Source organism: Bacillus norwichensis (assembly GCF_014836955.1).
Classification (GTDB): domain Bacteria; phylum Bacillota; class Bacilli; order Bacillales; family Bacillaceae_C; genus Siminovitchia; species Siminovitchia norwichensis.
The window spans coordinates 1-25,017 of the sequence record NZ_JACSPV010000054.1 but is presented as its reverse complement, the minus strand read 5'-3'; the positions used below and the strand labels follow the sequence as shown (position 1 = coordinate 25,017).

The 25,017-nt window shown below is 39.4% G+C and carries 23 protein-coding genes and 1 riboswitch; of the genes, 15 read left to right on the top strand and 8 right to left on the bottom strand.

The annotated features are described in order from the left end of the window. The first annotated feature begins 403 nt into the window (after positions 1 to 403). Positions 404 to 1,141, top strand: coding sequence for a hypothetical protein (locus H9631_RS19905; protein WP_225221170.1), 738 nt, complete (start codon positions 404 to 406; stop codon positions 1,139 to 1,141). 415 nt (positions 1,142 to 1,556) lie between these two features. Here the strand turns inward: H9631_RS19905 and H9631_RS19900 are convergent, their stop codons facing one another. After that, the gene (locus tag H9631_RS19900) at positions 1,557 to 2,051 is read right to left on the bottom strand and encodes an IS110 family transposase (protein WP_318246839.1); all 495 of its coding nucleotides are present in this window, start codon (positions 2,049 to 2,051) and stop codon (positions 1,557 to 1,559) included. 703 nt (positions 2,052 to 2,754) lie between these two features. On the opposite strand from H9631_RS19900, the gene H9631_RS19895 reads away from it, so the two are divergent. From H9631_RS19895 to H9631_RS19880, 4 genes are all read left to right on the top strand, one after another. Beyond that, entirely contained in the window at positions 2,755 to 3,642 is an 888-nt protein-coding gene (locus H9631_RS19895; RefSeq protein WP_191815919.1) for a PhzF family phenazine biosynthesis isomerase, read from the top strand. A 539-nt stretch (positions 3,643 to 4,181) separates the two neighbouring features. Continuing rightward, positions 4,182 to 4,868 carry an ABC transporter ATP-binding protein gene (locus H9631_RS19890; RefSeq protein WP_191815917.1) on the top strand — a complete coding sequence of 229 codons (687 nt, stop codon included), beginning with the start codon at positions 4,182 to 4,184 and terminating at the stop codon, positions 4,866 to 4,868. A 6-nt stretch (positions 4,869 to 4,874) separates the two neighbouring features. Next, positions 4,875 to 5,717: a hypothetical protein gene (locus H9631_RS19885; protein WP_191815915.1), complete on the top strand. Its 843-nt coding sequence runs from the start codon at positions 4,875 to 4,877 to the stop codon at positions 5,715 to 5,717. Between the two features lie 65 nt (positions 5,718 to 5,782). Beyond that, complete coding sequence (locus H9631_RS19880) at positions 5,783 to 7,447, top strand: ABC transporter permease (RefSeq protein WP_191815913.1); 1,665 nt, start codon at positions 5,783 to 5,785, stop codon at positions 7,445 to 7,447. 61 nt (positions 7,448 to 7,508) lie between these two features. Here the strand turns inward: H9631_RS19880 and H9631_RS19875 are convergent, their stop codons facing one another. Then, on the bottom strand, positions 7,509 to 7,844 hold the full coding sequence (locus H9631_RS19875) for a 2Fe-2S iron-sulfur cluster-binding protein (RefSeq protein ID WP_191815911.1): 336 nt from the start codon (positions 7,842 to 7,844) through the stop codon (positions 7,509 to 7,511). A 167-nt stretch (positions 7,845 to 8,011) separates the two neighbouring features. On the opposite strand from H9631_RS19875, the gene cdaS reads away from it, so the two are divergent. Further along, on the top strand, positions 8,012 to 8,623 hold the full coding sequence (gene cdaS, locus H9631_RS19870) for a sporulation-specific diadenylate cyclase CdaS (protein WP_191815909.1): 612 nt from the start codon (positions 8,012 to 8,014) through the stop codon (positions 8,621 to 8,623). Between the two features lie 62 nt (positions 8,624 to 8,685). On the opposite strand, the gene H9631_RS19865 is transcribed toward cdaS, so the two are convergent. Continuing rightward, a complete protein-coding gene (locus H9631_RS19865; protein WP_191815907.1) occupies positions 8,686 to 9,294 on the bottom strand; it encodes a DedA family protein in 609 nt (202 codons plus the stop codon). Between the two features lie 137 nt (positions 9,295 to 9,431). On the opposite strand from H9631_RS19865, the gene H9631_RS19860 reads away from it, so the two are divergent. Then, positions 9,432 to 9,764, top strand: a complete 333-nt coding sequence (locus tag H9631_RS19860) for a DUF4870 domain-containing protein (RefSeq protein ID WP_191815905.1) — start codon at positions 9,432 to 9,434, stop codon at positions 9,762 to 9,764. A 130-nt stretch (positions 9,765 to 9,894) separates the two neighbouring features. Next, positions 9,895 to 10,635: a hypothetical protein gene (locus H9631_RS19855; protein WP_191815904.1), complete on the top strand. Its 741-nt coding sequence runs from the start codon at positions 9,895 to 9,897 to the stop codon at positions 10,633 to 10,635. Between the two features lie 2 nt (positions 10,636 to 10,637). On the opposite strand, the gene H9631_RS19850 is transcribed toward H9631_RS19855, so the two are convergent. Then, on the bottom strand, positions 10,638 to 12,464 hold the full coding sequence (locus tag H9631_RS19850) for a DNA ligase D (RefSeq protein ID WP_191815902.1): 1,827 nt from the start codon (positions 12,462 to 12,464) through the stop codon (positions 10,638 to 10,640). Positions 12,465 to 12,595: 131 nt separating this feature from the next. On the opposite strand from H9631_RS19850, the gene ku reads away from it, so the two are divergent. Next, positions 12,596 to 13,435, top strand: coding sequence for a non-homologous end joining protein Ku (ku, locus tag H9631_RS19845; protein ID WP_191815899.1), 840 nt, complete (start codon positions 12,596 to 12,598; stop codon positions 13,433 to 13,435). A gap of 281 nt (positions 13,436 to 13,716) precedes the next feature. Next, the gene (locus H9631_RS19840; RefSeq protein WP_018707263.1) at positions 13,717 to 13,917 is read left to right on the top strand and encodes a cold-shock protein; all 201 of its coding nucleotides are present in this window, start codon (positions 13,717 to 13,719) and stop codon (positions 13,915 to 13,917) included. A gap of 164 nt (positions 13,918 to 14,081) precedes the next feature. Here H9631_RS19840 and H9631_RS19835 read toward each other — a convergent pair whose 3' ends face one another. Genes H9631_RS19835 through H9631_RS19825 form a run of 3 tightly spaced genes read right to left on the bottom strand, consistent with a single transcriptional unit; the run spans position 14,082 to position 17,808 of the window. Further along, positions 14,082 to 15,122, bottom strand: coding sequence for a ribonucleotide-diphosphate reductase subunit beta (locus tag H9631_RS19835; RefSeq protein ID WP_191815898.1), 1,041 nt, complete (start codon positions 15,120 to 15,122; stop codon positions 14,082 to 14,084). After that, positions 15,098 to 15,541 (bottom strand): flavodoxin, encoded by a 444-nt coding sequence (locus tag H9631_RS19830; protein WP_191815896.1) that lies wholly within the window; start codon positions 15,539 to 15,541, stop codon positions 15,098 to 15,100. Before H9631_RS19830 ends, H9631_RS19835 begins: the two co-directional genes overlap by 25 nt. Then, positions 15,526 to 17,808 (bottom strand): ribonucleoside-diphosphate reductase subunit alpha, encoded by a 2,283-nt coding sequence (locus H9631_RS19825; protein ID WP_191815894.1) that lies wholly within the window; start codon positions 17,806 to 17,808, stop codon positions 15,526 to 15,528. The genes H9631_RS19830 and H9631_RS19825 overlap by 16 nt, the downstream gene beginning before the upstream one ends. 131 nt (positions 17,809 to 17,939) lie before the next feature. After that, positions 17,940 to 18,103, bottom strand: a riboswitch (cobalamin riboswitch). Between the two features lie 202 nt (positions 18,104 to 18,305). Between H9631_RS19825 and H9631_RS19820 the strand changes: the two genes are divergently transcribed. The 4 genes from H9631_RS19820 (at position 18,306) to H9631_RS19805 (ending at position 23,286) form a co-directional block, all read left to right on the top strand. Beyond that, positions 18,306 to 19,109: an undecaprenyl-diphosphate phosphatase gene (locus H9631_RS19820; protein WP_404801760.1), complete on the top strand. Its 804-nt coding sequence runs from the start codon at positions 18,306 to 18,308 to the stop codon at positions 19,107 to 19,109. A 665-nt stretch (positions 19,110 to 19,774) separates the two neighbouring features. Beyond that, positions 19,775 to 20,782 carry an ABC transporter substrate-binding protein gene (locus tag H9631_RS19815; protein WP_318246838.1) on the top strand — a complete coding sequence of 336 codons (1,008 nt, stop codon included), beginning with the start codon at positions 19,775 to 19,777 and terminating at the stop codon, positions 20,780 to 20,782. Between the two features lie 450 nt (positions 20,783 to 21,232). Continuing rightward, positions 21,233 to 22,093, top strand: coding sequence for an ABC transporter permease (locus H9631_RS19810; protein WP_191815890.1), 861 nt, complete (start codon positions 21,233 to 21,235; stop codon positions 22,091 to 22,093). Then, a complete protein-coding gene (locus tag H9631_RS19805; RefSeq protein WP_191815888.1) occupies positions 22,090 to 23,286 on the top strand; it encodes a quaternary amine ABC transporter ATP-binding protein in 1,197 nt (398 codons plus the stop codon). Before H9631_RS19810 ends, H9631_RS19805 begins: the two co-directional genes overlap by 4 nt. Before the next feature lie 236 nt (positions 23,287 to 23,522). On the opposite strand, the gene H9631_RS19800 is transcribed toward H9631_RS19805, so the two are convergent. Further along, positions 23,523 to 23,726: a hypothetical protein gene (locus tag H9631_RS19800; RefSeq protein WP_191815886.1), complete on the bottom strand. Its 204-nt coding sequence runs from the start codon at positions 23,724 to 23,726 to the stop codon at positions 23,523 to 23,525. A gap of 179 nt (positions 23,727 to 23,905) precedes the next feature. On the opposite strand from H9631_RS19800, the gene H9631_RS19795 reads away from it, so the two are divergent. Continuing rightward, positions 23,906 to 24,787, top strand: coding sequence for an FAD synthetase family protein (locus H9631_RS19795; protein WP_191815884.1), 882 nt, complete (start codon positions 23,906 to 23,908; stop codon positions 24,785 to 24,787). Positions 24,788 to 25,017: the final 230 nt, after the last annotated feature.

Sequence of the window (25,017 nt, the reverse complement as noted above, 5' to 3'; positions counted from 1 at the left end):
AAAAACATAAGAATAGACGGCTGTTTGGCATGCGCACCGAAAAGGTGCGCTTATTTTATTTATATTTCGGGCTTACATAGTTCTTTAAGGCAGGCGGCAATTTTGTTAACTATACAGATCGGCCATAACGATGACAGTTATACTGAGTTAGCCGCGTTGTAAGTGGCAAATATGTTATAATTTAACTATGAATAAACGAAAAAACTTAAAACAAAAGGGGGAGCAGGCGAGCATCCCGTCGATTGAAATATTAGGAAGAGAGTCGCTGTTTATATCTTTTGGTTTTGCTGCATTACTCTCGTTTTTTGTTTCAATTCTTTTGATTGGGGGCATTATGGTTCTGATATTTTTGGTTCAATTTCCCCGCATTGAGTGGTTGTCCTTTTTATCAGGAGATTTGAAGATGCTGGCGATTAATGCTTCAGCCCTATTCATGGGTATCGTTTTGTTCATGAGTGGAACAGTGCTATATGGCTACTTGCAACCTCCGTATTCTATCATCATGTCACCTGATCGGATTGAATTCTCAAAATGGGGTCGTCGTTATGATATAGCGTTCGATGAACTGATTGGGGTTGAGCAAAGATTCGTCATCCGGCCCTTCGCTTTTTACTGGTTGAAAGAATATCTTCTTTATACGCCTGAGCACGTCAGCAAACTGCCTTTGAGATATATCGAGGGCCATTATAAGGTCGAGGATCGGTTGCTAGAGAGAAACAAAGGGCTGAATAACCGGAGATTGGAGGCGCTTAAAGCAACGGCGCAGTTGCAAAAAGGTACAGATTCGTCCGATCGATTAATACTTACTTACAGTACAATAAAGTTCCAGCAGATCATCGTGGATTATGAGCATAACCAGATTATTTTTTCAGAAAAAAAGCAATTGCTTGCAAATCAGATTAGAAAAATCATTGTAAATTGCAAAGTAAGTCGGGAGAATGGCGGCGGGAGAGAGATCACATTCCAGCAGCAAGATGGCAGTAGCCACACTGTCAAAATGAAAAATTATGCATTTTCGGATGAGGAATGGTTTACGCTGCTGAAGAATTTGCATATAGCCGCTTATAAGCTGAACATTCCCCTTGAGGTCGACATCCCGCCGAATCGACCGCTTTATATTTTCTCTCCTAATAAAAAGTAAGAAGACTCCTAAATGCTAGGTATTTCTATCTCAGACTGTATACTCATATATTACTTCATTCACTAGCATTTCGATCCACACAAGCTGAAGTATGCGACACCTACAAAAGTGCCGGAAGGTGCAGCGCATAATTTTGTTCCAAAGCGTTGGCAAAACATCGGTATGACTTTAGTTTGGCACTCTATGACCTGCTATTAATGTCTGCTTTAATGGCGATGGGAACAAATATTAGATTGCCTAAAATGGCAGATGCTACTCCTGCTATTATATACTATCAATTAGTTAGGGCCGCACAATGGTGATTATACAAAATTTCAATGGTTGTAGGAATTTTCATTCAAAAGGTAGCCGATTAAAGACTTGTGGTGATAAGTCAATGTAAAAATGAAAAAAGGTAAAGCTGTCAATGTACTTTTTAAGGAAAAAAAGACAGAAAGTGCTGCTTACATTCCGTCAATTGCTGGATCACTTGATAACGTGAACGGGTCAACCGCCCAAGGGCCATATATTTCTCTTCTTTGATGACGGTTTTATTGTAACGTCCGAATCGAAGGAAATCGGCAATGCGAAAGGCATCGATTCGGTCGGTTTTGTCTTCTTCAAATAAGCTTTTGAATCGATGGATGGCCTTAGGGTTCTGAACGACCACTTCCGCACCGATCCGTTTCAGGTCTTTATCTTGATCCAGCATGGTAGCTGGATGGAAGCTAAAAACGGAGGTGGATTCCATTCCGATGACAATGTTCTCATAATGGAACTGTTGGTTATAAGTCAAGATATTTTCCTTGGTTTTATTGGCACCGATCAGGTCGTTGGGAAATGTCTCTTCCTTCAGGCGCGTATCCTCGCTGTCAAGGAAGCATACATCCAGTTTCTTGGAGCTAACATCAATACCTACGAATAATTTCACGGAAAGGACCTCCTTTCAAAGTGATTTTGGAATAAGCTTGGATACTGCGGGATATCCCTAGAAACAACTGTCTGACGGAAACCTCGCGTATAAGTATTCCAAGCTACCCCGCCAAAAGCTGTCCAAAGCCTACTAACCTTGGTTTAGCGAAGCATCGATACAGTTTGTGCGTTTGCAGTACAACAGTTGTCTGGGTCACAGTCTTTTTTTGTAGTCGAACTACAGGAGAATAAAAAGCATATTCTCAGTTGGATCCATTCCAATTTAATTATCTAAGGACATTACGCCATACCCAAGCAGAAAGTTCGAGAAAATGCAGGAACATATTGACAATAAGTGTTTGAACCGGCCGTTTATCCGCCACCATTGACTTTGTTTTTTGTCCGGGTAGTAAGATTTATGCAGGTCAGCTGAAAGAAAAGTTTGGAGGCTCCCCTACAGCTAAATGGTAACCCGGACAAACCGATTCTAAGCATTCGCCGGCTGGGGCCCCGACCCCTTTCCGCCGCCTTCTAAGAGCCGGGCACTGCAATCAATGGCAAGCAGCTTCGCTGTGGCTCTGTATCATGGCTGAGAGTGCTTACTTCCTTTGGATCAGCGGCTTAGAAAATGGCCTTATTCGGAAATTAGAAATAACACATTAATTTAATTATCAAAGAGCAAGTTTTTGTTCTTGAAATATATAATACGAGGAGAACTTATTATGACAAAAGTGTATGTAAAACATATTGATGCGTTTAGTTCGATTCCAGAGAAAGGAAATCCAGCAGGCGTTGTATTAAATGGAAAGGATTATACAGAAGAACAAATGTTAGCCATTGCATCCGCGGTAGGCTTCAACGAAACAGCTTTTGTTGTTTCTTCGGATTTTGCTGATTTTCGTATCCGCTACTTCACACCTGGACATGAAATAAATTTGTGTGGTCATGCGACAATGGGAACTGTTTACGCATTAAGAATGAACGGCTTACTAAAACAATCAGATTTTACCATTGAAACAAAAGCAGGTGTATTGCCAATACATATTTGTGAAGAAGATAATCAATTGCTTATCACAATGCAACATGCGAAGCCACAGTTCCAATCATTTAGTGGTTCAAAGTCTGATTTAGCAGCTTCAATCGGATTACGAGAAGAAGATTTACATGTAAAATACCCAATTGTTTATGGTAGTACAGGAATATGGACGTTAATTGTACCGGTTAAAGAGTTAGCCAGCTTTAATAAAATGAATCCAATGACAGAAAACTTTCCAAGCGTTTTAAAAGAAATGCCGAAAGCTTCTTTACATCCTATCTGTTTTGAAGTTCGAGATGATGAAAATGATATGCATGCTCGTCACTTTTCATCTCCCTATTCGGGTACAATTGAAGATGCCGTTACGGGAACAGCTTCAGGCGTAATGGGGGCGTATTATAAAACCTTTGTAAACAAAGACACTAAATTACCAACGACATTGATTGTTGAACAAGGACATGAAATCAATAAAGACGGACGAGTATATGTGCATGTAAGAGGAGATCAGGAGCAATTGGATATCTCTATTTCAGGCACGGCTGTTTATGTTAAAGATATTGAGATTGAAATTTAAACAACATGAAAGAGCCTTATTACCATTTGTGTGTAGTAGGGCTCTAACTATTGATCATTAAAATTGAGGAAAATGCCATTATGTAAATTTAAATACCCTTTATTTTCAAAATGAATTGGAAAGTAGAAGACAAACCATGATATAAAGAAGTAAATTTACAGCGAGTGAAATTCTTCGAGACTTTATGCCATGTTTCAGGTAAAGGAAAATCTCTATATGTTCTTTCGAAAAATGGTTGATGTAATATTCAGAAAAGTATATATTTAATAATATAGACTTTAAAAAAATGAAGAGAAACTTATGTACCGATTATTTGGCTGAATATCCTCGGCATTACTGGTAGTGCTAAAAGATTTTGTGATGAATGAAATAACGGCAATCTGCACTATACAATTCTTCACTTTGCTTTTGATATTTTATTGTTCAATTACAATTTGAGACTGGGCAAGAGGAAATAAGTAATGGCTCGGAAGAGCAAACTACTTTGAAAATTTATTCACATAAGATTGTTTAATAATGGTTACTAGGAGGCAACATGTGTGTCTAGAACAATACATATTAAGGACGTAACAAAGTCATACGGAGAAGAAAATATTTTTTATGCCTTAAAGAATATTACTCTATCTTTTAAAAGTGATGAGATTACATTGATCACTGGACCGTCCGGTTCTGGAAAGTCGACCTTGTTAAACATTATAAGTACATTGGAATCGCCAGCATCTGGGGATGTTTTCTACGATAGTAAAAGAATATCACATCTAAAAGCCGATGAGTTGGCTAACATTAGAAGTCAGAAGATTGGGTTTGTATTTCAACAATTCCATTTGTTACCGAATTTAACTGCGATGGAAAACGTTATCGTACCTTTGCTCCATCGAAAGGTGGACTTTGATAAACAAAAAAAAGCTTTAGAGATGCTAGAGTCTATTGGGTTAGCTGATAAGGCGCAGTCCTTCCCTTCACAATTATCAGGCGGCCAGCAACAAAGAGTGGCTATCGCGAGGGCTTTAGTAACTCATCCGGATTGGATTCTTGCAGATGAGCCAACAGGGAACCTAGATTCAGTTAATGGACAAAAGATATATGAGCTGCTCTCTAATATTAAAAAAGACAGAGGGTGCGGTATTATTATTATCACTCATGACCCTTCCTTGATGGAAAAAGCAGACCGCGTGATTGAATTGAAAGACGGAATGCTACGACAAGATCTTTTAACCGGAAGGTGATCGTTAATGGTAAGGTATATCGTTAAAAATATTTGGAGGCAAACCGACAAATTAGCATTATTGATTATTGGGGCCCTTGTGATCAGTTCGGGATTGAGTGTGTTGGTGGGATTATCCGAAACAAATAGAGGGACTATTATTAATACTCTCGAAGAAAAATGGAAAACATCCTACGATATTGTGGTGCGGCCAAGTGTAATCGAAGAGGAAAACTCAAACGATTTGTTGGATCCCAACTTTTTAAGTGGACTGTCTGGCGGAATTTCTATAGAAGAGTGGGAAAAGATCAAAGCCATCGAAGGGGTTTCAGTTGCTGCCCCCATTAGCATGGTTGGCTATGCCTCGTATCAAACAAAATTTCAGGAGGTCTTCTTGAAGGAGCCAGGCGTATATAAGGTTATTTCTTCTATATCTGAAAGTGATGGGATTAAACATTACAAACGAGATTATACTTCTTTTTATACCGTCTATTATAAAGTCCCTAACGAATACCATGAATTTGGGCTGTTGAATTATCAGAAAGAAAATGGTATAGCTTTGGACTCGTTGAGTACAGTCTTAATAGCTGCGATTGACCCGGAAGAGGAGAAACAGCTGGTAGGGTTGGATCAAGCTGTCATCAATGATGGAGTGAGTGCTTATCTGAAATCAGACGCTCCTGTCTCGACACGTTTCTATCCGGAAATTGGCTACGAAAAAATTTATCTTCCCATTTTATTAAGCAATCAGTCTTATGCGAACCAATCATATACATATACGGTTTCTAAATTGAATTTGAACTTTCAAAATGAAGCGAAAGCTGAAAAGACGATACAAAATATTGTTGAAAATGGGGGGAGAAGTATTTAGAAGCAGTCGATACCTTAGATAAACAGACTTACAAATTTACCTCGAAGGATCACCATAAACAATTAATGGAAAACATTTCTTTTGGGAATAACGAAGGAATCGAATCTCTTGAAAGTATACTTCAAGAAAAGCCAAGCCCTATTTTATACCGAGAGGTAGAAAGTCCTTTTGAAAATCAATGGAGCCTAGCTTATGAAATAAAAACAGAAAAGGATGTAACTGATGAGTTCTTAACTCACTATAATTTATATAGAAGTCCTCAAATTTATGGTAAAGATATTAATGAAGTTCCCGTGATTGCCCCCAATCTGGTGGGATTCTACGATCCCTCTAAGTTGAAGCTGTCAATAGATCCAACAAATGAACTCCCGATGGAGACATATCGTTTACCGACAGCTAAATATGTGTTAGATGACAGAGGGAACCCGGTCAATCCACCGAAAAGTGTGATTGCCACCTCAAATCCATTTGGATATATCATGCAGCCACCTGTGATGCTGACAACAATCAACGGTGCAAAGGAGATTTTAGGGGAAAAGCCGATTTCCGCCATCCGGATAAAGGTGGAAGGGGTTAGCCAGATTTCCGATTCCAGTCAAAATAAGCTCGAAACGGTTGCTGAAAAAATTGAAGCGGAGACTGGATTAAAAGCCGAAATTACGTTGGGGTCTTCACCACAGCCGGTATTAATCCATGTACCCGAAACCAATCAAGAGCCTGATTTAGGATGGATGGAACAGCCCTGGATTAAAAAGGGAACGACCATCAACATCTTCAATGAAACCAAGCTGGGGTATACCGGGCTTGTCGTATGTCTGATTATCGTAGCGGTGATGTATGTATTTGCTGTTAATCTGGTTTCCTATTTATCAAGAAAAAAGGAGTTTGCCATATTAAAAGCTTTGGGGTGGAAAACTACTAAAATCCAGTCATTAATGATCGTGGAATCTCTATTTGTAGGATTCATGGTTGCTCTATTTACAATGATGGTACTGATGATCATCAGATCATACAATCCCGGCACACTACCACTTTACAAACTCTTAATCATTTTAGGCAGCATTCTGTTTATTTATCTGCTAGGGGCGTTATTACCTAGCTTATTTGCGAAAAAAATCCAACCCGTAGAAGTCATGAAAGAAGGAGAGATTAGTCTATCCAAAGCGAGAATTGTTCCGGTTAAAGGGCTGATCAGCATCGAGGTGAATGCCATATTTAGCAGATGGCTTCGCAACCTGTTGACTATTGTTACAATAGGCTTGCCGAGCGGGTTGCTCATCGTGTTCATTACAGTATCGTTAAGATTGAACGGGGTTTTATTCACCACTTGGCTGGGACAGTATGTCTCGATAGAGGTAAAAGCACCTCATTATTTTTCGGTAGCCTTGTGTTTTCTCATTGCTATTTTAACCACTTCGGAAGTTATGTGGCAAAATATCAAGGAAAGAAATGTAGAGATCTCCTTATACAAAGCACTGGGGTGGCAGGATCTGACGATACGAAAGATGATCTATATCGAGGGTGGCCTTATCGGGTTTTTGGGCGGAATTTTGGGCGTAGTGTTCAGTATTGTAACTCTGCATTTTATGTATCAAGCTATTGAATGGAATGAATTATGGGTATTTGTAACGGGGTTAATTGTTCCTGTTTTCGTAGGTGTCATTAGTGCTGCAATCCCTGGGCGGAAAATCATTAACATCAATCCTAGTATGGGACTGAAACAACGATAAATATTAAGCTCAAAAAAGCTGGTCTAATTCAGAAAGTAAACCTGCCGCTTGAAAGCAGTCTTTAATCAGCTGGTCTTGGCCCCACTTTTTTTCCGGTATTTTGCGCGGTCATGATCGGTCGAACGGTAATGTCTCCATTCACACGAATTTGACAGGATAAACGTAAACAATCTTCTATTAAATTCTCATCAACGCCTTTATTAGCAAAGGCGTTTTTTTCTTTTTTCGTTACTTCCATAAAATCACCTGCTAATACTTCTACTCTACAGGTGGTGCACCTTGCATTTCCCCCACAGCAATGGAGGATGTTTATGCCATTATCTTCAAGGGCTAATACTAATTTTTTTCCCATCTCTACTTCAAAAGTTTTTTCGCCGAACACTGTTACGAAAGGCAATTTTCACACCTCCAAAAGATGGGTTATTAATCATGAGCCTTTTCTAGATAAGAGTATTCTGAGCTAGTTGATCTATTCTTATACCAAAAACCTTGTGTGAATCGTTTTAAAACAGACGAATAAACAGTCTAAACGGTAGACAAACTTAAAGGAGGAGGTGTATTTTCGTGAATCAACCAAATTGCGATTTTTCCCCGTTGAAACAAGCTTTAAATGATGAGATTAGAGAGGTTATAATGGCACTTCAAAATAATTTAGAAGTAATGGATAATGAAAATTACTGTCTTCTTGAAAACTTCGAAAAGATAAAAGAACAGTTTATATCCATTGATATGAAAGCCGCTTCGTTTTATTTGAACTGTTATTTGGCTCCGTTTACAGATAAATATTTAGATTTATCGATTTGCATTCAAAACATGTCTAGCCGCAGACATGGCGGGTTAATTGTCATTGAAAGAGAAGATTCCCTTGATTCATTGATACAATTAGGTATTCCACTCATGGCAGAGTTGACTCATTCCTTATTAGAATCGATTTTCTTTCCAGGAAATCCGCACCATGATGGAGCTGTAATGATAAAAGCTAATCAGATTGTTTCTGCAGCAAATGTACTTCCGCTTTCAGACAAGTTTGTCGGGGACAAGAAACTGGGTACGCGACATCGTGCCGCTATCGGTTTATCTGAACGAAGTGATGCACTTGTCCTCGTCGTATCTGAAGAGACAGGGCGGGTCTCATTTGGATTTAACGGGAATCTCTACCCCATTAATATTGGCTAGTTCTACAGGGAGAAAATTATATTATTGTCATAATCCATGAAAACAAAATTGGATGGTACTCTTTAATTGTTTTTTGACGTGCGATGTTGAGACCATATTTTAAAAAGAAAGTATAATAAAAGCACTGTCAGAGCTATTCCTATAATTGGTTTCAAATAAGCCGAAGCGTGCTCTCCGATTTGATCCCAATGGTTTCCTAGCTCAATGCCAATTAAAAGGAATAAAGCGGTCCATGGAATCATAGCCGCGACAGTAAGAATGGTAAAATGATGAAAGGGCATTTTCGCTATTCCGGCAGGAATGGAGATGGCATGCCTGATAACCGGTATAAACCGTGCTGTAAATATAACAATTGTTCCGTGCTTCGCAAACCAGTTTTCGGCTGCATTTAAATGTTTTGATTGGATCAAAAGAAATTTTCCATAACGGTCAAAAAATGGCCTTCCTCCATATATTCCTAGCCAATACAAAAAGATCTGGGCCATTGTCCCGCCAAAAACTCCTGCAATGAAAGCTTGGAAAAATGATATTTTTCCATTGGCTATTAGATACCCCCCATACCCCAAGACGATTTCACTAGGGATAATTTCCACCATCAGACCGGCAGCAATGCCTATGAATCCATATTCCCCAAGTGTCTGCAGCAATTCAATAGCCCATTCGCGAAACATGGAAGTTAACCACCCCGTTCATTCAAATCGTGTTCATAGAATGATTATGCTTGTACAAAAAAAATATTATTGTTTTTGAAACCTTTTATGCTCTTTATGCGTAAAATCAACATAGACATACATTGGGAGGGAATAAGATGGACACAGTACCTAGCAGCAGTGATAGAACGTTAGCGATGGCTATATATTTGACAAGTTTCTTCACAACCTTAATAGGTCCGCTACTCATTTGGCTTTTGAAAAAAGATGAGTCACCTTTTATAGATTTTCACGGGAAGGAATATTTGAACTTTTTCATCTCATACGGGGTATATAGTATTGTAGCCTCATTATTAATGTTTGTACTTATCGGTTTTATCTTGTTGCCGATTATCGGAGTGATGGTATTTGTTTTCACGATTATTGCAGCGGTTAAGGCATATAACGGAGAAATATACCATTTTCCGCTTGTATTTAGAGTTATAAAATAGGAACATTTAGATGCCCCTGATATTCCTGATTCGACGGAATATCAGGGGCATTTTTATTTTTAACAGGAAGTCATGTTTATCGGGCTTGTCTCGTATAATGAATCGAGACTCCTGAAATAGGGGGAAGAGAATGAATATAAAAGAACATTACTCTTTCATGGCCCGACTGTATTTTCATCAGAGTATACTATTTACCGTTGTTTTTACGGTTATCATCTTGCCGAATTTGAAAAAAGCTGATTTTTTTCTGAGCAACCTGGCAGGACTGGCTGTATTTCTGTTCATGGTCTATTTTGTGTTGAGATTTTTATATTTTTCATATAAAGGCAGTGCCGTTTCAATGACCCTTAGTAATGGTCTGATAGCTGAGAATAATGAAACCCTTCTTCTTATTCCCTCACACAATGCCAATTGTTTGATGGAGGTATATTCTTCCGACGGAATCCGTCAACTCTCCATTTTGCTGGTTAAAGGCAGGGAGAGGAGAGCCCATTTGAAATATTATGAACTGGGAAAAAGGGGACGGCTGGTTAAGATTAATGAGCATGGGGTTGGGACAACAGCTTACATGCATATAGATCAAGGACGCATAGGCTTTATCACTGCCAAGAAAAAGCTTCCGGTGATCATCAATACAAGAAGTGGAAAAAGCCTCAGTTTCATTGTCGGTCCGGATTATTATGAGGTAAAAAAGCCGTATTCGGACAGGGTTTTATTGAAAAATGGACGAGCAGTCATGACTATCAAGAAGGGGTTGATGCCCATTAAGTGGCAGCAATATTTTTCCCCGAACACCCCTTTGTTAAAAATGGATTCAAGCTTGTCCAAACATGAAAGAAGTCTTTGTTTATGTTTGCTTACATTGTTTTAGCTTTAGTGGCCCAAACGTTTCAGTACTTGCTCAAATAGCTGCTTGTCTTTGCAGTGAAAAAAACTGGAAAACGGATCTTTCATCTTCACAAGCCTTTTAAGGACGGTTCCCATCGTAAACTGGGTAGGGGACAAAGCCTCAGTTAGCTCATGCCAGTAGATGGGAGCAGCAACAAGTCCACCCTCATTTTTTCTTACTGAATAAGGTGCGATGATGGTTTTTCCTTCAGCATGCTGAATAAAATCGACATAGAGTCTTTCTCCCCGATTTTTTTTCAATCTTTCTGTAGTGAAGGACTCAGGGTCATATTGAACTAGAAATTCAGCAACAAATGAAGTGAATCGGCGCGTATCCTCCCAAGTGAATCGGTTCTCTGGAAGTGGGATATATACTTGAAGCCCTTTATTTCCTGATAGCTTTACAAATGATAACAGCCCTAGTTCATCTAAAATCTGTTTTAGGATTTTAGCTGCGTAGACTGCCAGGTGAAAGTATGTGCGGTCCGGAGGATCGAGATCAAATACAATCTCGCTTACGTATTTGCTTGTAACAGGATGAAAAGGAATATGGAACTCGATCGCAAGTTGATTACCGAGCCAAATGAGCGATTTCAAGTCATTGCAGATAATATAATTGATGTCATCTATTATGGCTGACTCAATAAAATCTGGGGAGGACTCTGGCTTATTTTTTTGATAAAAGGATTCACCAAATATACCATGTGGTGACCTGATCACTGTCAGGGCGCGATTTTTCAAAAAAGGCAGCATGATAGGAGCCATTTTTCTAAGATAACGGACATAATCAAGCTTTGTGACATAATTTTCTTCCCACAAAACCTTATCTGGATGAGTAATGATAATATCTGGTGGAAACATTGCCTCGTCATGAAAAAACTTTTCAAATGTACAGTCATCGGGTTGAAGGTCAAAACGCAAGCTTTTGAAATGCGGCTCCCGCAGTTGATTATCCATCCATTCTAAATAATAGATGTCAACACAGATGCCGGGATCAACAAAGTATACTGAGCCTTCCCGCCTAGTATGGTTCTCACGTAAGGTTGTTTTTAAAGCGGACTTCGTCCTGGAATCAAGACTGAATAAAAATTGACCAAGTGGAAATATACTACTTTTCTCCCATACCCCTACATAAAAGTATCCATTTTCCTCATCCATGGAAGTGATAAAGCAAGATACGGTTTTCCAATTCTTAATTTTCAACCACTCAAAGGTTCTTTTACCCTCAAGCCATTTGCTTTGTTCCTGTTTTGCGACGATTCCTTCACTTTCAAATTCCTGCATGGTGTGCAGGCTCTCCTTAAGAGAAGTGGAAAAAGGGATGTATTGTAATAGTTTATCATCTCCAGGTTCAGGTGTTTCTGGTAAATGGAGGAGTTGAACTAGTTCCGATAATTTACTTTTCCTTAGATGGAAGGGAGAGGAGGTCAGATCGTTCCCTTGATAGGATAACAAATCGAATAAGAGATAATGGCAGGGCCACTCACTGGATTCAGACAAAATTTTATCTTTGGCACGCATTCTCCCTCTTTGCTGTAATTTAGTGAAATTAGCTTTGAACGGACTTTCTAAAATGACCAGTTCACCATCCAATAAAAGTGGAAGATGCTCCTGTATCTTTTCTGAAATTTCATCCAAAAAAGATTTTACCTCAGGAAATTGTGGAAGCAAATCCTTGCCGTTCCTGCTCCAAAGGTGTATTTTTTCCTCCGTCCATTCTAATATCCCACGATAACCATCATATTTTATTTCGTAGAGCCAATTTCCGTTTTTGGGCATATTAAAGGTTAAAGTAGGGAGCATTGGTTTCATGGAAATCACACCTTATCATTATATTTCTACCTATAGTTTTTCCCGATTGATTTTTTTTACCAAAAGTTTATCAGTGTATACTTTTGACCATAGGCAAAAGCTAGGGAAAAACAAATGATGAAGGTGACATTATGCATACAATGTGGAAAGGGAGCATCAGTTTTGGTCTTGTGAATATTCCGATCAAACTGCACGCTGCAACAGAAGATAAAGATGTTAAATTCCGGTCATTGCACAATGAGTGCCACTCGCCCATTAAATATGAGAAAGTCTGTCCAACATGTGAAAAGGAAATTGGTACTGAGGATATTGTTAAAGGATATGAAGTTACAAAAGGCAAATTTGTCGTCATCGAAGAGGACGAACTGAAAGGCTTGAAGGATGCAGTGGAGGAAAAAGCAGTTGAAATTATTGATTTTATCAAATTGGATGAGATCGATCCCATCTATTTCAACCGAAGCTACTATATGTCACCAGATGGTGGAAATAAGGCATATGGACTGCTCAGAAAAGCTTTAACTGATTCAGAAAAAGTGGGACTTGCGAAAATCATGATTCGGTCCAAGGAACAATTGGCTGTTATCCGGGTTTATCTGGATACCCTTTTAATGGAAACTATCCATTTTCCAGATGAAGTTCGGAAGGCGGCTGATGTGCCGAATGTTCCAGCTGAAGACAACGTAACGAAGAAGGAAATTGATACGGCCATCATGTTGATCGACCAGCTGACAACAACTTTTGATCCAGAAAAGTATAAAGATGAGTATCGCGCGAAGGTTCTTGAGCTGATTGAGGCAAAACGCACTGGAAAAGATCTGGTTACGGTGAAAGAGAAAGAACCGGCAGCACAAATGACTGATCTGATGGCAGCACTTCAAGCTTCAATCGACAGAACCAAGCCAAAGGCTAAAAAGCCAGCTAAAACAAAAAAGACTGTAGTCAAAACATCTGCAACAGGCACAAAAAAATAAGAAAAAAATCATCTTAGCATGAATAAAAAATTCGAGAAATGGGCAATACATTAGTAAATAAATAAAAGTTCGCCCGTTTCTTGCTTTTTACTTTTGCTTTATGTATAATGAGAAGTAAAGATATGTCAATTTTATTTGCCAGTTTTTGGAGTTACCATTATTCACATGTTATAATGAATATCTACTCCAGCAAGTGGGTAGGTATTGATTATAATATGTGAATTTTTATTTACCTGGTAAATATTAGGAACATATTAATAAATTTTTGGAGGTTTATGTACATGACAACTGGTACAGTTAAATGGTTTAACAGTGAAAAAGGTTTCGGATTCATCGAAGTAGAAGGCGGAAATGACGTATTCGTACATTTCAGCGCTATTCAAGGCGAGGGATTCAAAACTCTTGACGAAGGTCAACAAGTAGAATTCGAAATCGTTGAAGGTCAACGTGGACCACAAGCGGAAAACGTTGTTAAACTATAATATTATCCATGACCAAGAGCTGCCATTAAGGGCAGTTCTTTTTTATGCTTTGATTAGCAAAAATAGGGACCAAAAAATGGCCAGATCCAAAAAGAAGGAGCTGGCTATTTTCTAATCTAAAAGAAAAGGCCTTGCCAGCTATTGTAGCAGGCAAGGCCTTGTTATTACAATTGATCAAATCCGTTTAAATCACTTGTTTTGGTATATTGACGTGATTTTTGTTCGAAGAAATCTGTTTTAGTATCATCGAAGTTGTCTACATATGCACGAATCCATTTCATTGGGTTATCAATGTTGTCTTCATAGATCTCACTCAAACCAAGCATTCTAAGCATTTTATTTGCTCGATATTTGATGTAGCCTTCCATTTCAAGGAGATCAATGCCATCAATGCCGTCTAACACGTAGCGGCTCCAGTTCATTTCCTGAGTAACGGAGTGACGGAACTGGTCATAGACCCAGTTGGTAAATTCGACTGTGTTATGGTCCGGATTTTCGGCTAATGTGGCTCGGAATAGCTCGCTAATGAAGCGGCCATGTTGGAGCTCGTCACGATTAATATAAGAAATCATTGTTGAGGTTCCAACCATTTTTTGATTCCTGGCCATGTTATAGAAAAAAGCAAATCCTGAATAGAAGAATAATCCTTCAAGCAATGCAGTATAAACCAGTGCCTTTAGGATATTTTCAATGGAAGGGTTCCATGCAAATTCATTATACACTTGCATGATTCTTTCATTTCTTTTTAGTAATACTTCGTCTATTCTTCCAGTTTCAAAAGATTCATTTTGTTTGTCAAAAGACGTAACGGAGGAGAGTACATATGCATAGCTGTGGTTATGTTCGCTCTCCTGGTCTGCGATTGTTGCCATGATGGATTTCACGGATGGGTCCGTTGAGTAATGCCCAATTCTGCTTGCAATATCTGTTTGTGGGCCATCAAGTGTTGCAAGCAGCCCGATGATTTTTAAAAAAGCATTCTGTTCTTTTTCCGATAGTGTTGGGAACTGCTTGATGTCTTGGGTCATATCTACCTCACTAGCCCTCCAGAATAAAGCTCTGATCTGTTCACGGTGATTGTAGAAATGAGGGTAGGCAATGTTGTTCCAGTTCAAAATACCGCTTGCTTTTCCCCCGAACAGTGCTGTTGATTTATTAGGATTCAATGGTTCTAATACCGCTACTTTTTCAAGTGTTTTAGGCATTGATTCAAAACTCCTTCCGTCCAATTTTTTACTATATTTTCTTGTGAACCTCTGGGACTTTGCTCAATTTTTAAAGTCTCAAATGGTGAGTGATAAAATGCTGCAAGTTTTTCGGCAGCATGACAAAACAGGTCATCCCCTCCGAATTGTGTGTCGCCTGTTCCAAAGACATAAACATTGGGCGGCTTATATCCGATTTCGTAAACAAAGTCCTTTACGAGATCTGGAGTCGCTCCTTTTCCCCAAGTAAAAGTCCCAATCATGATAGCGTCAAAAAGGGAGGGATCGGGTACTGGACCCGACCCAATCCGGTATAAAACCGTGGAATGCCCGTGAGTAGAAACAACTTTATTGATGATGTCAGCAGTTTCCTTTGTGTTTCCGCTAAAGCTAGCATAGCAAATTAGGATTCGCACCATACACAGTCCTCTATATCTGATGCGGTCGATCTAACATAATACGTTGTTTTCAATCCAGAATCCCAAGCCTGCAAATGCAAATCAAGCAAGACCTGCGCCTTAATATGGTTCGGGACGTAAAAATTAAATGAAATTGCTTGGTCAATATGGCGCTGTCTGGCTGCATTTTGCTGGATGGACCAGCGTTGGTCTACAATGTATGCCGATTTGCGGTACACATTGTATGTATGGTGGTCAAGATCTGGTGCAACAACCGGAAGCTTATAATTTTTCTTTTCTTCATGGTAAAACGGCTTGAAGATCGGGTCTATACTGGCGGTCGATCCTGCTATAACAGAAGTGCTGGAATTAGGAGCAACTGCCATTAAGTAGCCATTTCTGATCCCGTGCTCTTTTACATCATCCTTGATTTCATTCCATTCATTTGTGTCATCACCAGCTAAATAGCCACGGACTTTAAAATAATGTCCTGTCTGCCAGTCGCTTCCTTCAAACAGTGGGTAAGCTCCTTTTTCTTTTGCCAGCTGTACACTTGCTTTAATCGTCAGTTGTGAAATTTTCTCGTATAGACTATCTGCTAATTGAACGGCCTCTTTTGATTCCCAGGCAATGCCTTTTAAGGCCAGCAGGTGATGCCAACCGAAAGTTCCAAGACCGATGGCGCGGTACTTCCGATTCGTAATAGCTGCTTGCTTAACATCAATTGTATTTAAGTCGATGACATTATCCAGCATTCTTACCTGGATAGGAATTAATCTCTCCAAAATCTCGAAATTGTCTTCTTTCGGATTAACTGATTTGCCCAAATTGATAGAGGAGAGGTTACATACGACAAAGTCTCCAGCTTTTTTATATGAAATAATTGTATCCCCATCAACTGTCTCTTCATAGTGGATGGTCGGCGACATATTTTGCATAATCTCTGTACACAAATTGCTGGAATATACCATTCCGGCATGCTTGTTTGGATTCATCCGGTTTACTTGATCTCTATAAAACATGAAAGGCGTGCCTGTTTCTAACTGTGATTTCATGATTCGAATCATGATTTGAATGGCAGGAACTGTAGTTTTTGTCAATTTTTCATTTCGAATACATTCTTCGTATTTCTCTCTGAAAGAGCCTGATCCTTTTTCCTCATCATAAAAGTCTTCCAATGAAAAGCCCATTACTTGTTTCACTTCATGAGGGTCGAATAAATGCCAGTCTCCACGTCTCTCCACTTGTTCCATAAATAGGTCAGGCAGGCAGACACCTGTAAAAATATCGTGTGCACGTTGCCTTTCATCTCCATTGTTAAGCTTCAAATCGAGAAAAGAAAGGATATCAGCGTGCCATACATCTAAGTAAACAGCAATAGCGCCTTTGCGTCGCCCAAGCTGATCTACACTGACAGCGGTGTTGTTCAACTGCTTAATCCACGGAATGACGCCAGAGGAAGCTCCCTTGAATCCTTTAATTGAGCTGCCTCGAGCCCTTACTTTCCCCATGTAGACGCCGATTCCGCCACCGTCTTTGGAAAGTCTAGCCACATCCGTGTTACTGTTATAAATGCCGATGAGTGAATCGTCTACAGTATCAATGAAACAACTCGACAACTGGCCATGGGCAAGCCCGGCATTGGCAAGCGTGGGAGTTGCAACCGTCATATAGAGATTTGAAAGTGCCCAGTAGCTCTCCGCTACAAGCTCCAAACGACTATCGCGAGACTCGTCCTGCATCAGGTGCATGGCGATGATCAACCATCTTTCCTGCGGCAGCTCAAATGTGTTCTTTTCATGATCAACAGCCAAATATCTTGTAGCAAGCGTATGAAGGCCAGTATAATCGAAAAGATAATCACGCTCAGGATCAATCAGCTTTGATAATTGATTGATTTCTTGTTCACTGTATTTGTCCAAAAGGCAAGGAGAATATATGCCTTTGTCCGTTAAGCTTTTAATGAGGCTATAAAAGTCGCCGTATTTATTGTTTTTATCATATGAGCGATTTTCAGCAGCTCTTCTATATAAATCGTTTAAATATATTTTTGCGGCATCATAAGCCCATTCTGTATGTAATTCATCGATGTTTTCTAAGGCAGATTGAATAAGTAAATCAGTAAGATGCTCTGCTTTTATTTCTGCTTTAGATTCAATGCTTCTAAAAATTTTATCACGGTAGTCTGTCGATTCTATCAAAGTGACTCTTTGAAGGAAGCTGTCCAGCCTTTTCCTGTCAAATGGTTTTTTTCTGTTACCGTCTTCTTTCACAATGATTGTTGTCATTTTTAATAGAAACCTCCTGTTTTCTCCAATAAAAAAATCCGCTCAGGGCATAGAATAGAGGGGATCAAACGATAGGGAAAAAGAAAACAGCTTCTCTATCGTTTCATCTTCTCAAACCCCCGAAGAAATTGAAACTCAAACAAGAAATGGCAGGTCTCCTGACTCGTGCATCACCAGTGGGAAACCTTCTCGTCATAGACAGTGGTTTTTTCCCGGTAGTTCGCACTTACAGTGGCGGGTTTTCACCGGATTCCCTTTTAAGTCCAGCATGGACACCTTTTCTTGTTAATTATCAATATATTGTGTTGATTAGTATTGTCAATCACTAAATATAGTGTCGATTGTGATTTTATCATGAGTAAAATTGAAATACAAGTAGAATCTCTTTTCTTTTAAAAAGAATGATAGACAACCTTGAAAACAGGAGAGATAAACGGTAACCTTTACACTTGGAAGTCAAAACTTGCGCGAAAAGGGGACTGGATATGGAGTTAAATATGATTGAACTATTGAAGTACATATTTTTAGGGCTTATTCAAGGAATTACTGAACCGATTCCGATTTCGTCCAGCGGTCATCTTGTGTTAGCCCAGCATTTTTTAGGAATAGAGACAAAGAAGCTGACATTTGAGCTTCTAGTAAATGCAGGTTCTCTTATAGCCGTTTTAATCATTTATTGGAATGATATTATCAGACTGGCAAAAAACGGCATTGCCTATTTAACAACGCGAGATGAAAAAGCGAAGCCGGATTTCATGTTTATTGTTTATTTGATCGTTGCAACAATCCCTGCTGGTGTGATTGGGGTTCTCTTTAATGATATTATATCTGAATCATTAAAAGGCGTCCGCATTACTGCGATCACTTTGCTCATTACAGGTGCTGCTCTATTTTTAATAAGAAACTTGAGAGGACGGAAGCAGGATGGAGATCTGACCATCAAGGATGCGATAGTTGTCGGGCTTGCTCAGACTGTTGCGCTGATTCCAGGTATAAGCAGATCAGGTGCAACAATCGTTGCGGCCATGGGTATGGGAATGAAGCCAGAAACTGCCTTAAGATTTTCATTCTTAATGTATATTCCCGTCAGCCTTGGGGGCACGCTTCTCAGTGTTACTGATATGGTCAACGATCCTGATCTGGGAACACTTTTCATTCCGTACCTTGCGGCGTTTATCGTATCAATCATTGCTTCCTACTTTGCATTAAAATGGTTCATGAACATCATGGCAAAGGGCAATCTTATTTATTTTAGCATATATTGCTTTGTTGTCGGAATACTCGTTTTGATATTTGCATGATAAGAAATGTATTTCAAAAATTAAGAATAAGTAGAAGGACACTTTCATCAGTGATGAAACAACATAATCAGTAGTTGGAGTAGCCATTTCAATTGTAACAAAATCATCAATACTCGAAACAAAAATGAGTATTTTAGCAATCATCGAAGCAAGTGATGGTAGTTACACACTCAACGAACAGAGATTGAAGCGGCTTCTCAAACTTTGTAGCTGATTCAAAATTAAGCAGCATGAGAAGTCTTCTATAAAGGTCTGAATTCGGTACTGTACTGGGCTCAGGCCTTTTCATTTTATCAGTAAAGCTAATCTTTATAATAAAAAGACAGATTTTATCGGCTCATAGAGAGGCTTGCAGTCTTTTTTGATTAAAATATCGAAAATAACCAATATTAAACCATTTATATGGAAATACAGTGTATGGGGGAGTTAAATAGAGTATTCAGCAAGAAAAAGGAACGACAGCATACTAACTGCGGGTTAATTCTATGTCACTAGAGTAAATCACGTAAATCGGCTGTTATACTCGTTTGATTTCACTGTATTTGTTCGATAAGCTTAATAGTGGTACGTGTTTCGAAACACTTTGTGCAATGTTTCACTCATTTTGTTACGTAATGAAATGCTGAACAGTAAATCAAATGCTTTATAAAAAGGAGAAGAAATTTGTGAAGAAAATCGCCGGCATTATAGCCGCTATGACACTTTTGCTTTTGGCAGCATGTGGAGGAAGCGGGAACAATGCAGCAAAATCAAAAAAAGAAAAAGATAAAATCGTCTTCGCTGATGCAGGCTGGGACAGCATCCGGATCCACAACGCCATTGCTCAAACAATCCTTGAAGAAGGATATGGGTATAAAACCGATATGACCGCCGGATCAACCTCCGCTACACTGCAAGGTCTGAGAAAAGGTGATATTGACGTATACATGGAAGTTTGGACAGACAATGTCAAAGATGTATATCAAGATGCAATTGACTCAGGCGATATCATTAAAACCTCAGTAAATTTTGATGACAACGATCAAGGCCTCTATGTTCCATCCTATGTTATTCATGGTGACAAAGAACGCAATATTAAACCATTAGCACCAGATTTAAAAACTGTGGAAGATTTAAAGAAGTATCCAGAGGTTTTTGAGGATCCCGAGGATTCCGGGAAAGGTAGAATCATCAATGCGCCGAGCGGATGGGTTGTCGCGGATAATATTGATGCCAAGTTCGATGCCTATCAATTAGATGAAACATTTAATAATTTCATGCCGGGGTCGGATTCAGCAATTGTCGCATCGCTGGTTGATGCTTATAAATCAGGCAAAGGTTGGGTGGGGTATTATTGGTCTCCTACAGCGATTACTGCTAAATATGACCTTGTCCTGCTCGAAGAACCGGAATATGACGAAAAAGCTTGGAAAGAAACCAAGAAGACTAAGTTTCCTCCAAACGATGTTGTAACAGCAGTGAACAAAGATCTGTCGGAACAGGCACCTGAAGCTGTGGAGTTTCTAAAGAAATACGAAACGAGCAGTGCCTTGACGGAAGAAGCTCTGCAATACATGGAGGACGAAGGAGCTTCGGCTGAAGAAGCTGCCAAATGGTGGCTGAAGGAACACGAAGATGTTTGGGTGAAGTGGGTTCCTGAAGAAAAAGCACAAAAAGTTAAGGAAGCTCTTTAACAATTAAGCAGCTGGCCGCTTGTGCTAGCTGCTTTTTCTTACGGTATAGGAAAGTATAAAATTCAATCCTTGTGTATAACTTATTTTGCGCCTATCGACTAGCAGACTTTGCACCTCCTCCTACGATAAGTCAACATTACATGAAGTATTAGTGCAGGCAAAGCGATAGGGACGTCGCGATTGGACATGCCGAGGGGTGTCTTAGTGCAAGCGAAGCGATGGGAAGGAAGTCGGGCGACGTTTAAAGAGGGAAGAACTAGTGCCACCGAAGCCACAGGATGTGGCAGGCTTGAAGCGGCAAGCACCTAGCCCAACTGCTTGCATTTTTCTATGAAAATATAATAGGTAAATGAACTTCCCGGAATGAGGAAATAAATTTTTCATCGCGGGATGTGAGTGGTAAGTCATGTGAGTTTCTTATTTCAAATCTAAAATAGTGAGGTTTAGTTAATGGGAGAATTTCCAAAGATTAGGACGAATTTAGGCGGTTACGTCAGTGATTTTGTCGATTTTCTCGACAGAACACTGGAAGGATTCTTTGACTTTATCTTTTTGATTTCCTCGAAGTCAATTAATGGAATCCAGGATTTCTTATTGTGGATGCCCTGGTGGTTTTTTATCGCAGTGATTTTTTTGCTGGGCTGGTATTTCCGGTCAGTTTTTTCAGGTGTTATATATGCAGGATTTATATTCCTGATCGGCACATTCGGACTGTGGGAAGATATGATGACAACGATTGCCATTATTATAGCCTCAGTGCTTATATGCCTTATTATTGGAATTCCGCTGGGAATATGGATGTCATACAGCAATGGTTTTTCCAAAGTCATGCGACCTATTTTGGATGCCATGCAAACAATGCCTAGCTTTGTTTATTTAATTCCTGCCATCTTTTTCTTCGGTTTAGGTAATGTCTCCGCGATTTTCGCTACACTTATTTATGCCTTGCCGCCTGTTATCCGATTGACAGAACTTGCTATCCGGGGCGTTGATAAAGATGTTATTGAGTCGGCACAATCATTTGGATCATCCAGATGGCAAATGCTGCGAAAAGTTCAATTACCTCAGGCTCTGCCAACCATTATGGCCGGTGTAAACCAAACGACAATGATGGCGCTTGCGATGGTTGTTATTGCTTCGATGGTCGGTGCATCCGGGCTTGGTGAACAAGTCCTTGTAGCGATTAACCGCATTGATATTGCATTGGGATTCGAAGCAGGGATCAGCATTGTGTTTTTAGCTATTATCATTGACCGGGTTACAAATGGCGTCGCTGATAAGTTTCAAAAACACAGGGGGGGAAGCCAATGACAACACAAATCAAGCTAGAGCATGTCTCAAAAATTTTCGGACCCAAACCGAAGTCAGTGATACCGCTCGTTAAAAAAGGGATGTCTAAGGGTGAGATTTTAAAGAAGACCGGGCATACAGTTGGTGTTTATGATGCATCTCTTGAGATAAACAAAGGCGAAATTTTTGTGATTATGGGTTTATCCGGAAGTGGAAAATCCACTTTGATTCGCTGCTTCAATCTATTGAATAAACCGACTGATGGAGCAATCTATATAGATGATGAAAATATTGTGAAATGCAACAGCGCCGGCTTAAAAAAAGTGAGACAAGAAAAAATCGCGATGGTTTTTCAACACTTCGGTCTGTTTAATCATAGGACAGTTCTTGCAAATGTTGAGTATGGTCTAGAAATCCGCAACATCCCCAAAAAAGAGCGGCGGGAAATTGCATTGAAAAATATTGAAATAGTAGGATTAAAGGGATATGAGGATAAATACCCTGATGAATTATCTGGAGGTATGCAACAAAGGGTCGGGTTGGCTCGAGCGTTATCAAATGATCCTGATATTCTGTTGATGGATGAACCTTTCAGTGCACTTGACCCTTTAATTCGGCGGGAAATGCAGCTTGAATTGCTAGACATCCAAAATAGGTTACAGAAGACAATCATATTCATTACTCATGATGTAAACGAAGCATTCAAATTAGGTGACCGGGTAGCGGTTATGAAAGACGGGCATGTGGTTCAAGTCGGCACTCCTGAAGAAATTATCGAAAATCCTGCGAACGACTATATCTCGGAGTTCATCAAAGACATTGACCGATCGAAGGTTCTTCAGGCGAAGCATATAATGATTAAGCCGAATGCCCTTGTCTCTTTAAAAGATGGACTGAACGTAGCAATTAAAGAAATGAAAACAAACGGTATCTCAAGCGTATTTGTCGTTGATCGGCAGCGCAGCCTGAGAGGAATCGTCACGATCGATGACGCAGTCAAGGGATTAAGGGAGAAAAAGACGTTGGAAGAGGTCATGCGTCACGATGTTTCATTAGTAGATGAAGAGATATTTGTCAGTGATTTAATACCAAAAGTTTTGGAATCGAAATATCCTCTTGCCGTGGTGAATGAAGAAAAGAAACTGCTCGGGCTAATTTTACGTGTTCATGTCCTGGTGAGTTTAACAGCAGAAAACGAGTTCGACGTTCAATAAAAGAGCCCCGCTGTTCAATTATTCAATAAAAAAGGTCAACAATGTGAAAAAAGTTGACCATCATCCTTGGCTTCAAAAACAGTTATCAATAGTGGATAAATTTCAAAGATAAAAGAAAGTATCCGCGGGTTACTTTTTGTGAGAAACCTCATAAATGCAAAATCATCCGGAGAAAAACAAACCGTTTTCCTCCGGATGATTCATTTTAGGGACTTTTTGAGTCCCTTCTAATTTTTTCACCTGGATAATAGTGCTTTGAGTGCTTTTAAAATAACGACAATAGAAAAAAGAACGATGATGACTACTGCTACTACCATAATGACTGTTGAGAAGGCAGCAAGAGGACCAGGAAGAAGGATAGTCAATACCAACAGGGCATAGCCGGCAATAATAGCTGCCAAGTATAGACCTAAAGTAGAATTTGGAAGACAAGACATCATGAATACACCTCCTATATCCCTATAATATGTACAACCGAAAACAATGGTTCCGCTCATGTAGTGGTTTAAATGCTGAAATCTTACCAAGAATTTTGGGTTATAATTGAAATCATATACGATCTGGTATATGATGAGAATATGAAGGTTTTACCGTAAAAAAGATGACGGTGGTGTTATAGGTGGAAACAGTTTACATAAAAGAACTACTCGATTTGAAAACGCTGACAAATGAACCTTGTGTGATGGCTCTTGGCTTTTTTGATGGCGTTCATTTAGGTCATCGTGAATTGATTGAAACTTCAATGGAAATTGCCGAACAGAAAAATCTTAAATTGACTGTCATGACATTTTTTCCACATCCAAGCAATGTTTTGCCAACCAGTCGAAAAATAGACCGATATTTATCTCCTTTGGATGCAAAAAAAGAAATTTTTAAAGAATTAGGGGTTGAAAAACTCTTTGTTGTAAAATTCAATCAAGATTTTGCAAAGCTTGCACCAGCTGACTTTGTTAAAAAATACATTTGCGGGTTGAATTGCAAACATGTAGTGGCCGGCTTTGATTTTACGTATGGATTCAAAGGACAGGGAAATATGGAGCGCATCCTGCAAGAAGGAGGCGGCGAATTTGACATGACTGTAGTTTCGAAAAAGTCCTATAAAAAGGTGAAGATCAGTTCATCTAAAATCCGGGAACTGTTAAACGATGGAGCGGTTGCTGCGATTCCGCATTATTTGGGAAGTTATTATTCCACCAGAGGAAAAATGGAAGGTGGGTCATATGATATAGACAATCGAACAATCGTCATGAAGATGTCTTTTGATGAATATATGCTGCCGAAGAAGGGAATGTATTTAATCCGTTTGAGAACGGAGGCTGACATCATTGAAGGATTGTGTAATCTTACAGAAAGCAATAGCGGTGTCCAGGACGTTTATATCGAATCAAAAGAGCGACTGAACCTTGAGTCGAGTATGAAAGTTGAATGGCTTTCAGAATTGGAAGTGCTTTCTTCTCCAGAAACGGTGGAAATGGTGAAAAAAGTTCAAATGGTTGTTTGAACTGTCTGAAAAAATTAGCGGTTGTATTACTAAAAACTTTATGTATAATAAGACGAGTGAAGAATGTGAATTGACTGTACGTGCGTAGAAGTCCCTTGCGGTTACACGACTAAGCAGCCAATGATTTCTTCGCTTTTTTCTATTATTGTCAGTTTTTTATGGTTCTATACTGAATGTGGTGGTCTCCCTTACTGCTAAGCAGTTGGGAGCACATCTGAAAAAACAAAAAA

Bases quoted from the DNA above. Each gene is read 5' to 3' on its own strand.
- H9631_RS19880 (WP_191815913.1), top strand. From the start codon at position 5,783: ATGGAAAACATTTCTTTTGGGAATAACGAAGGAATCGAATCTCTTGAA.
- H9631_RS19840 (WP_018707263.1), top strand. From the start codon at position 13,717: ATGACAACTGGTACAGTTAAATGGTTTAACAGTGAAAAAGGTTTCGGA.
- H9631_RS19800 (WP_191815886.1), bottom strand. From the start codon at position 23,726: ATGATGTCTTGTCTTCCAAATTCTACTTTAGGTCTATACTTGGCAGCT.
- H9631_RS19830 (WP_191815896.1), bottom strand. From the start codon at position 15,541: ATGGTGCGAATCCTAATTTGCTATGCTAGCTTTAGCGGAAACACAAAG.
- H9631_RS19825 (WP_191815894.1), bottom strand. From the start codon at position 17,808: ATGACAACAATCATTGTGAAAGAAGACGGTAACAGAAAAAAACCATTT.
- ku (WP_191815899.1), top strand. From the start codon at position 12,596: ATGCATACAATGTGGAAAGGGAGCATCAGTTTTGGTCTTGTGAATATT.
- H9631_RS19805 (WP_191815888.1), top strand. From the start codon at position 22,090: ATGACAACACAAATCAAGCTAGAGCATGTCTCAAAAATTTTCGGACCC.
- H9631_RS19905 (WP_225221170.1), top strand. From the start codon at position 404: ATGCTGGCGATTAATGCTTCAGCCCTATTCATGGGTATCGTTTTGTTC.
- H9631_RS19885 (WP_191815915.1), top strand. From the start codon at position 4,875: ATGGTAAGGTATATCGTTAAAAATATTTGGAGGCAAACCGACAAATTA.
- H9631_RS19860 (WP_191815905.1), top strand. From the start codon at position 9,432: ATGGACACAGTACCTAGCAGCAGTGATAGAACGTTAGCGATGGCTATA.
- H9631_RS19835 (WP_191815898.1), bottom strand. From the start codon at position 15,122: ATGCCTAAAACACTTGAAAAAGTAGCGGTATTAGAACCATTGAATCCT.
- H9631_RS19850 (WP_191815902.1), bottom strand. From the start codon at position 12,464: ATGAAACCAATGCTCCCTACTTTAACCTTTAATATGCCCAAAAACGGA.
- H9631_RS19855 (WP_191815904.1), top strand. From the start codon at position 9,895: ATGAATATAAAAGAACATTACTCTTTCATGGCCCGACTGTATTTTCAT.
- H9631_RS19810 (WP_191815890.1), top strand. From the start codon at position 21,233: ATGGGAGAATTTCCAAAGATTAGGACGAATTTAGGCGGTTACGTCAGT.
- H9631_RS19865 (WP_191815907.1), bottom strand. From the start codon at position 9,294: ATGTTTCGCGAATGGGCTATTGAATTGCTGCAGACACTTGGGGAATAT.
- H9631_RS19895 (WP_191815919.1), top strand. From the start codon at position 2,755: ATGACAAAAGTGTATGTAAAACATATTGATGCGTTTAGTTCGATTCCA.
- H9631_RS19820 (WP_404801760.1), top strand. From the start codon at position 18,306: ATGATTGAACTATTGAAGTACATATTTTTAGGGCTTATTCAAGGAATT.